The sequence below is a fragment of the Oligoflexus sp. genome, from assembly GCF_035638955.1.
Lineage (GTDB): Bacteria > Bdellovibrionota_B > Oligoflexia > Oligoflexales > Oligoflexaceae > Oligoflexus.
In genome coordinates, this window is record NZ_DASQYZ010000039.1 from 1 (window position 1) to 8,146 (window position 8,146).

The window sequence follows — 8,146 nt, forward strand, 5'->3', positions numbered from 1 at the left end:
TCTGAATGCGGCTCTGGTAATCTTAAATTACGCTTTGACAGGCTTTGTCACGGGTCGGGAACCGGCCTCAGGTGTGGAGGAGAAGAACTCTTTTCCTGTGAAACACGAAACTCCATTCCATACCGGAGCAAGCCCGCAGGGTTTGTGAGGATTGGGTGGAGCAGTTCATTTATCCGCACTAGCTTCGGCCTCACTTTCGGTTCGGGCTGCTCCATCGGCCAGTTCAGGTTTGAGTAGAATCAACCCTGTAGCGAAAGCCAGTCCAGCCGCAAGGCCTGAAGCGCATAGGATGGCAAGTTTTGCCGTTTCCAGCGTTTGGCCCGATGTGAAAGCCAACTGAGCAATAAAAATTGCCATTGTAAAACCAATTCCCGCACATAAACCTACAAAAAATATACCTCTCCACTTGACACCTGTTGGCAGTCTGGCGATTTTCAGTTGAACGGCCAGCCAGGAAAAAAGAAAAACCCCGACAGGCTTACCAAGGATCAAGCCGAACATCACCCCCCAAAAAACGTTGAAGCCATCGTTGGCCAACGACGCTTCGCCAAAGGGTACACCGGCATTCGCTAGTGCAAAAAGCGGCATGATGATAAAGGCAACCCAACCATGTAGACCTTGCTGGATCCTCTCCACAGGTGATACTGCTTCTTTTCGGGCGGTATTGAGTTGAGACAGATGCGGAAGCAAAGCCGCTTCATCCCTATTCTTCATGTGCCTTATTTTATGAACCTTGGTTTCCGCGATATCCAGGAACTGATCGGTTTCCAACCATGCACGAACGGGTGTCATGAGCCCCACCACGACACCAGCAATGGTCGGATGGATGCCTGCTGCATAAGTACCTCCCCATGTGATCAAGGCAGGCGCAAGATAAGCCCATGGCGAACGAATTCCCAGTTTTTGCATAAGAAAGATGAACAGAATACCGATTGCGGCAAGGGCAAAGCCAAGCGTCGAAAGTTCAGCCGAATAAAAAATGGCTATGATCAATATGGCTCCGATGTCATCGACAACAGCCAGGGTCAACAGAAATATACGCAGAGCGGGAGAGATGCGTTTGCCTAGCAAAGCCATCACACCCACCGCAAACGCAATATCCGTTGCCATAGGAATGCCCCAACCCTGGGCTGTGACAAGGCCTTGGTTGAGCATGATAAAAACACCTGCGGGGACGACCATACCACCAAGAGCTGCGAATAACGGCAACGCTGCGCGACGCATCTCGCTCAGTTCACCCTGATGAATTTCACGTCGAATCTCCAGACCGATAACAAAAAAGAAAATCGCCATCAGGCCGTCATTGATCCAAAAATGCAGATCACGCTCAAACGACAAATTGCCTAGTCTAAAACCGAGGGGAGTGTGCCAGAGACTGTGATAAAGGTGAGACCACTGCGAGTTGGCCCAAATCAAGGCGACTGCAGCTGCCAGCATGAGAATAATACCACTGGAGGCCTGAATATGGAGAAATCGCTCAACGGGAGCTGTGAGAACCTGCGCCCAACGCCTGAGCGGTTTCCAAGCGCCTGGTGGATTCGCGCGCGAGCCGAGTTTGTTGTCGGAAAATATATTCAAAGTCATCGCCAACTCCTAAGTCGGACTTGCAGAAAAGGCCTATGAAACAGCATGGTATCCTCTGCAGTCAAAAGGCGCTTGATTCTCAAGTCAGCAGGAAATATGCCACATCTAAGGTCAGTGCGAAGCTGAGTAAAAGCTCGGAATTCGGGACGTGAACAAGAGTCAGGAGATGGCATTCAAAAGCGGTTGTGCTGGTCCATTTGCTATGTCACATTCTCTGTCTGGACGGAGGACTTGAGCACAGATCAGGAGTGTATGGATCCTCAAATTTCGTCAAAAAATGATCGCAAGGATCAAAGTTTGACGGTTCCGTTTTGATCATTTTCCGCGTGACCCTTTGTCCTTGCCAATCACATATGCGGCATACTTTCTGCATAACCTTTCGATGAAGTACTTGGTAATAGAAAGCTGATCTAAGAACATGGTTGGACATAACTGGCTCTCTCCCCTCGCCAGTCATGTTTTTTTCAACATTGCTGTGGTTCAGTATTTCAGGGCTACCAGCATTTGCCGTAAGGGAGTCGAGCATATTATTTAAACCGTTGAGGACCATGGGAGCGTGGCGAGCATAGTGATGGAGAGGCGAGAGGGTGTTCGTGAGCAAATCGGTGACGCTGATGAAAGGTTGTATAACGCGAACCGAACCTTCGGAATCCCTGTGAAGCGGATTGGGCCTAGGCATTTGCATCATGGTTTTGAACGATTCGCGTAGATAGTCAATGCATTGAAGTGCCGTAAAAGGATCGTTCATGGATGGTGACAAGGCACGGACCGACATTTCTACGAGCATTTGAAAGCCAAACTCAAGGTCCTGCTCCATGGTCCGTTGGGTGCCCAAGCTGAAGCAGTGATTGATATCGCGCGCGAAAGTCTCACGGTGGGAGTTTTTACCTGATACATGGACGATGTCGTCAGCATGTGCAATAAATCCGCCAGGCCTGGCCCTGATTTCAATGACGACATCATGTTGAGTCGCCAGTGATACCAATTCTTTGATGTCGCACGCCTGTAAATATCCTGAGTGTCTGGAGGCTACGCGACGGACTCTGAATACTCGAACACAGGGAGTACCTTGATCGGCTTGGAATCGTGCTCGTCATAGCCAGCTTCGCTGTGGTGCAGAGCTCGTATCGTCCGGACCAATTCGTCACAGGTCGCAGCCGCTATATGCGATGCCTGGATGGACCGCGCGATGTGATGTATAAAATAAATGAGCATAAAGACACATCCAATCGCCATCATAATACTGACTGTTACGCCTAACCTCGGCGTAAACGCCTCCCGCGCTTCATTCCCCGTCAACGGGGAAGGTAAAATCAGAAGGCTATAAACGAAAGTTGCCACAAACATGCCGAACGCCGCATGAATGGACCGATCCCTCATGAAATTTCTAAGAAGACGCGGGCCGTATTGCTGCGAGGCGAGTGAAAGGATCACGATGGAGATCGAAAATGTCACGCCAGCCACAGTTACAATAGAGCCGGCCACAGCGCTCAGAACGTCACGAGCGGCGTCGGGTCCGCCTGAGAAGAGCAGCAACCATTGAGGCAAGATCAAACCCTGGAGGTTGTGATCGAGCTTGAGGCTCAAGACAGCCCCTAATGCGGCGGCGCCAGCCATGAGCCCCGGAATAAACCAGTATGATGCGCGAAGTTTCTCGAAAAGAAGAAACAGAGGCTTTGACATGAATTTGACCACAATCCTACCGAGAAGTATGCCGTTCCACACGGCAGCTCGCTATGTAAGCAAGCCCCAGGCCAGATGCAGTTTTTTCAATAGGCACCGCGAGCATCCATCCATGAAAGAAGGATAAGAAATGGCGATTTATGTCTTGATGCAAAATCAGAAATTCACGGTGCGTTTGCTTATTTCTGCTGATGGTAGACTTTGCATATCAGGTGATTTGCGCTTCAATGAGAGCTTTGCCATAAAACCAGAATGATCCATTCGCAAACTTTATGACTGAGTGCATGTTCGAGATACTGCACTGCATGCGATGGACTTCATAGACCATAATAGTCAACTTATAATGAAATCGTATCAAATACCTTCGATAAATATATTATACGAACAGCACGCGACAAGTAGATAAAAATTGAGCATGTGCGCAAAACCCCTGGGGTAATGCCTGTCGCATATATTCTGCCAACTCTTGCAACGATTGGGCAACTTTTTGCTTGCTCACGTCTTGACGTCTACTGGGCGAGATCTTACGAATTGCAGCCATCTATCGCCATCAGTAGGCTGCTGCCTTTGTTATGACCGGCCTGACACAATCAACGGCGTCATTAAGAGGAGAGAAATATGCTGTACAGTACGGACACGATAACAAGGGTCAAAATCCAGTCATCAGATGGTGCCTACGGCGATATTAAAGATGTCTATTTTGACGATATCAGCTGGAAAATGCGCTATTTCGTGGTGGATATTGGAACCTGGCTAACCCCACGACTTGTCTTGATCAGTCCAGAAGCCATTCGCCAATACAGCGAAGACAATAAAGCTTTTGACACGAACCTCACCAAGCGGCAGATCATGGATAGTCCTGCTTTTGATTCGGAGAAAACGGTTTCGCGTCAGCATGAACAGAGCTTGAGCGAATACTATCGATGGAGCCCTTATTGGTCGATGCCGATGCGCGCTTACCATTGGTCCGGAATCTATATGTACCCATCCTATCCAGCGGATGCCGCTGACGATGACAACCGCAGGGATGATCCTGCAGATCCAGGCCAGGAGCAGGATGTCCACCTTCGCAGCTTTAACGAAGTCAAGAAATACGCTCTGCGTGCCACGGATGGTGACATCGGCGAATTGGATGACCTCTTGATTGAACCAGAAACCTGGCGGATCACTCATGTGATCGCCGATGCGCGCAAGTGGTGGCCTGGTGGGCAGGTCGTGATTGACCGTGGCCTGGTTGAGGATATCAGCTGGAATGATCGAAATATTGTGGTGTCCATGACCCGGGATGAGGTGAAGAACGCACCCCCTTATGATCGAAACCAGGGTATCACAGAGTCTTACCAGATGAGTCTGTCGCATTACTACCGGGGCTTTAAAGATCGAGTTCACAGGATGCCGCAGGGCGGGCAGGATCGTGATTTTGAACCACACGCTCATGTGTAGCCATGGTTCGCCTCATCCATGGCCACCGCCCAGCCGCAGAATCCGATCATGGATATTCTGAATATCCAGCCGCTGCGTATCGTAATGTGTGGTGGCCGTGTGGGTCGGGATTGAACGCTGAAGAACGGGAGTGTTTTGGAGACTCAACAGACAGCCAATGACACAGACGTAAGGACTCAGCAAACTCTCCTAAAAGGTGCTGGACATTACGGACTTCCATGCCATTGCTTGGCCTGCCTCGCTTACACAAGTTAGCGGTCGCTTGCCTCACATCGCATAAGCTAATGCTACCGTGTAGTTCGTTTGGTCAAGATCCAGCGTTTGCTCAAAGAGGCGACGGTAGCGTACTTCACCGACCAGATCCATGGCTGGCTGGATCCGATAGTTTATTCCCGCCCCAAAGTCCACTCCGAGTTCAAAATCCGAATCCTCCAGATCACGATCGCGGTCTGAAAGAACGTTTGTGGCATCAGCATTGAGGTTGCGTTCGCTGGACGTGACCTGAAGAATGTGGCCAGCAAGGCCGGCTAACACGTAGGGACGGAAACCGGTTGCGATGTCCGTGAAGTTGAATTTTCCGTTTGCCCCGATCACCACGTCGCCTAATTCCACATCCCGTGTAGGCGACGATCTATACTCATCATTCCAATAGTCGAGCGACACCCCTACTGAGAACGCAGGTGACATATGGAAGTCGCCAAACGCGCCAAATCCGAAGGCATTCTCGTCCGTAATATCAATTGCCGTGGACGTTAAATTAACACCCACTGAAGTGCTCCCGACACCGCCTGTTGCTCGGATAGACTCATACGACCGGTCCTGGCTGAAAGCTTCATAGGACGTCATAACGAAAGCGATTGTTGCGAGGGAGGTTAATATTTTCATAAGTATTTTTCTCCAGATTGATTACAGAAAGGTCACTTGCATTTTGCACGCTCCGTGCCAACCAACTGAACGACAGTTCCTTATACGTCGCCACATGAAAGGGTACCGCTCGTAATGTGTCTTCGTAGCCGACAGCTATTGAGGTGGTTTTCTGTGGGCTTCGTTCGTCAGGCGTTCGCAACCTTATTTTTTTCGGATCACAGAGGTGCGCTCACTCTCCGCTTGAGTTGTCAGAAGCTCGTCCATGTGACTGTAATGTGCGAATCTCCCAGCCCGCGACGCATGAAATGAATCGATATGGATCGCGAACTGTTTATCTCTCCTGAAATCATCGGGAGTTGTTTGTACACCTGTCATTCCTTTAAGGTAGTGTTTTCATCATTATCCGAAGGACGACACTCATGAAGTCATTTCCAGGCTTTCTCTTCCCTGTATTGTTGGGGCTTCAAACAGCCCATGCTGCTGACGTTCCGCCTCTCGCGTATTACAAAGATGTTAAACCTATCGTCGATGCTTACTGTGTGTCCTGTCATAGCCCGGGTCAGATAGCTCCTTTTTCCTTGACCAATTACACGGAAGTCATTCGTTTTCGCAAAGCGATTGTTACGGCCACGCAAAGCAAAAGCATGCCGCCATGGAAGGTCGATCCATTGCATGACTACATCTATGATATTTCCCTCCCTGCGCCTCATATCCAGCGCCTCAAGGATTGGGTGGATCAAGGTGCGGCTGCCGGTGATCCCATGGATGTGGGACCGTCTCTTTCGGTCGACAAGGGTCAGATCGAATCGATTGATGCGGTCGCCCGCATGAACGCGCCTTATCATCCGAACACAGAAAACGATGATGACTATCGGTGCTTTCTGCTTGACTGGGAACCCGACCAGGATACTTTTATCAAAGGCTACAAGGTGGTTCCTGGGAATCCGAAACTCGTGCATCACGTGGCGCTGTATCTGGTCGATCCTAAAAATCTCGACAAGGTCACGGCCATGGTGGATGAAGATGAGCAGGACGGCTATCAATGCTTCGGTGGGCCCTACACCAAAGGCAAGTTTGCCCCGATGCCCTTTGTCGGCATTGGTGGTCCAGGGAACGGTGGATTTATTTTTCCAGAAGATACCGGGATTGCTGTGGCCCAAGGCAGCCGGTTTGTAATGCAGGTGCATTATTCGAGCGCGAAGGCTGAAGACCTGGATCAAACCGAAGTCCAGTTTCAACTTTCACAGGAGAAACTGAAGTCCGGTGTTTATCTGCCGGTCATGAACGTGATGTGGCCCTTCCTCAAGGACACCATGAAAATTCCGGCGGGGCAGGATAACGTCAGCCATTCATGGCAGGGCAATCCTCTGTTCTCGCTCGTCGGCCTCTTTTTTCCCTCGAAACTGAACTATTTCAAAGGCGCCAAGGTTTACGGAGTTGCCCCGCATATGCATCGGCTCGGCAAGAGCATCACCCTCGATATCGTTCGTCGGGATAAGTCGGTCGAACCCTTGATCTCGGTTTCCAATTGGAACTTTCACTGGCAGAATACGTTTTTTTATAAGCAGCCCATTTATCTCGGACCTCTGGATCAGGTCAAGCTCACCTGCACCTGGGACAATTCCAAGCCTCGGCATGAAGGGGAAACCACGACGGGATTGAAGGATGTGTATTGGGGTGAAAGCACAGAAGATGAGATGTGTACAAGTGCGATGTTTATAGCCGAGCCCTAATTGAGCAGGCTGACGGATTCCATTCTCCGTCGGCCACCTTCGACCGATAAGGTCGTCTGCTGCTGGATCACATCAACGCGCCAAGCGCTTTATCCAACTTTGCCTTCAAGGTTGCCATGGCCATGACGCCGATCCAGCGATCCACTATTTTGCCCTTATGAATCAGGATGAGCGTGGGAAGTCCTCGAATCCCGTACTGAGTGGCTATATCGATTTCTTCATCTGCGTTGATCTTAACGAACGTAAGCTTGCCATGATAATCGTTTTCCAAGGCTTCCAAGGCTCGGTTTAAATCGATGCATGGAGCACAGCTCGGCCCCCAAAAGTCAAGCAGAAAGCTGCCTCCTGTCGCGATGATTTTGGATTGAAAGGCCTCGCTCCCTTGAATCTCATTCACTGAATCGCTCCTTCCCCTTCAATGGGACCCCACTCTCAAGACGCTTGTGCATTGATACTCTCATATCTGGTCAAAGTTTCTTGAGATATACTAGCATACGCAAACACCAATGATGAGTTTATGCGTTGAGGGCCAAGTCGTCGGCGTGCTTAACCTGTGAATGAGGTCTTTTGATCCATGAGGGCTTTAACCAAAGTTTCCGCCGTGCTGTTGACCTTTGGGAGTTTACCGGGCCTCATGGCTTAGGAAACACCAGGCAATGACCTCAGTCTCGATGCCATTCTCGATCTTAAAGTCGAAACGGCGACCAAGTCAGCGCAAAAGATCACCGAAGCGCCCGCCATCATCTCGGTGGTCACGGCCGAAGACATCATGTTCTGGGGTTATCGGTCCGTGGGCGAAGCCCTGGAAACTGTGCCCGGACTCTATAATGTTTATG

At 50.1% G+C, this 8,146-nt stretch carries 8 protein-coding genes; 2 read left to right on the plus strand and 6 right to left on the minus strand.

The features are described from left to right. Positions 1 to 165 precede the first annotated feature (165 nt). From nhaA to VE954_RS04060, 3 genes are all read right to left on the minus strand, one after another. A complete protein-coding gene (nhaA, locus tag VE954_RS04055) occupies positions 166 to 1,584 on the minus strand; it encodes a Na+/H+ antiporter NhaA (RefSeq protein ID WP_324949925.1) in 1,419 nt (472 codons plus the stop codon). 205 nt (positions 1,585 to 1,789) lie between these two features. Continuing rightward, a complete protein-coding gene (locus tag VE954_RS44105) occupies positions 1,790 to 2,569 on the minus strand; it encodes a DUF2254 family protein (RefSeq protein WP_414698970.1) in 780 nt (259 codons plus the stop codon). A gap of 44 nt (positions 2,570 to 2,613) precedes the next feature. Then, positions 2,614 to 3,267 (minus strand): DUF2254 family protein, encoded by a 654-nt coding sequence (locus tag VE954_RS04060; RefSeq protein ID WP_324949927.1) that lies wholly within the window; start codon positions 3,265 to 3,267, stop codon positions 2,614 to 2,616. Positions 3,268 to 3,885: 618 nt separating this feature from the next. Between VE954_RS04060 and VE954_RS04065 the strand changes: the two genes are divergently transcribed. Then, entirely contained in the window at positions 3,886 to 4,710 is an 825-nt protein-coding gene (locus VE954_RS04065; RefSeq protein WP_324949929.1) for a hypothetical protein, read from the plus strand. A 12-nt stretch (positions 4,711 to 4,722) separates the two neighbouring features. On the opposite strand, the gene VE954_RS04070 is transcribed toward VE954_RS04065, so the two are convergent. After that, positions 4,723 to 4,893 carry a hypothetical protein gene (locus VE954_RS04070; protein ID WP_324949931.1) on the minus strand — a complete coding sequence of 57 codons (171 nt, stop codon included), beginning with the start codon at positions 4,891 to 4,893 and terminating at the stop codon, positions 4,723 to 4,725. Positions 4,894 to 4,977: 84 nt separating this feature from the next. Next, complete coding sequence (locus VE954_RS04075; protein ID WP_324949933.1) at positions 4,978 to 5,595, minus strand: porin family protein; 618 nt, start codon at positions 5,593 to 5,595, stop codon at positions 4,978 to 4,980. 401 nt (positions 5,596 to 5,996) lie between these two features. On the opposite strand from VE954_RS04075, the gene VE954_RS04080 reads away from it, so the two are divergent. Beyond that, positions 5,997 to 7,310 carry a hypothetical protein gene (locus VE954_RS04080; protein ID WP_324949935.1) on the plus strand — a complete coding sequence of 438 codons (1,314 nt, stop codon included), beginning with the start codon at positions 5,997 to 5,999 and terminating at the stop codon, positions 7,308 to 7,310. Between the two features lie 67 nt (positions 7,311 to 7,377). Here the strand turns inward: VE954_RS04080 and VE954_RS04085 are convergent, their stop codons facing one another. After that, entirely contained in the window at positions 7,378 to 7,707 is a 330-nt protein-coding gene (locus VE954_RS04085; protein WP_324949937.1) for a thioredoxin family protein, read from the minus strand. Positions 7,708 to 8,146: the final 439 nt, after the last annotated feature.

Bases quoted from the DNA above. Each gene is read 5' to 3' on its own strand.
- nhaA (WP_324949925.1), bottom strand. From the start codon at position 1,584: ATGACTTTGAATATATTTTCCGACAACAAACTCGGCTCGCGCGCGAAT.
- VE954_RS04060 (WP_324949927.1), bottom strand. From the start codon at position 3,267: ATGTCAAAGCCTCTGTTTCTTCTTTTCGAGAAACTTCGCGCATCATAC.
- VE954_RS04065 (WP_324949929.1), top strand. From the start codon at position 3,886: ATGCTGTACAGTACGGACACGATAACAAGGGTCAAAATCCAGTCATCA.
- VE954_RS04075 (WP_324949933.1), bottom strand. From the start codon at position 5,595: ATGAAAATATTAACCTCCCTCGCAACAATCGCTTTCGTTATGACGTCC.
- VE954_RS04080 (WP_324949935.1), top strand. From the start codon at position 5,997: ATGAAGTCATTTCCAGGCTTTCTCTTCCCTGTATTGTTGGGGCTTCAA.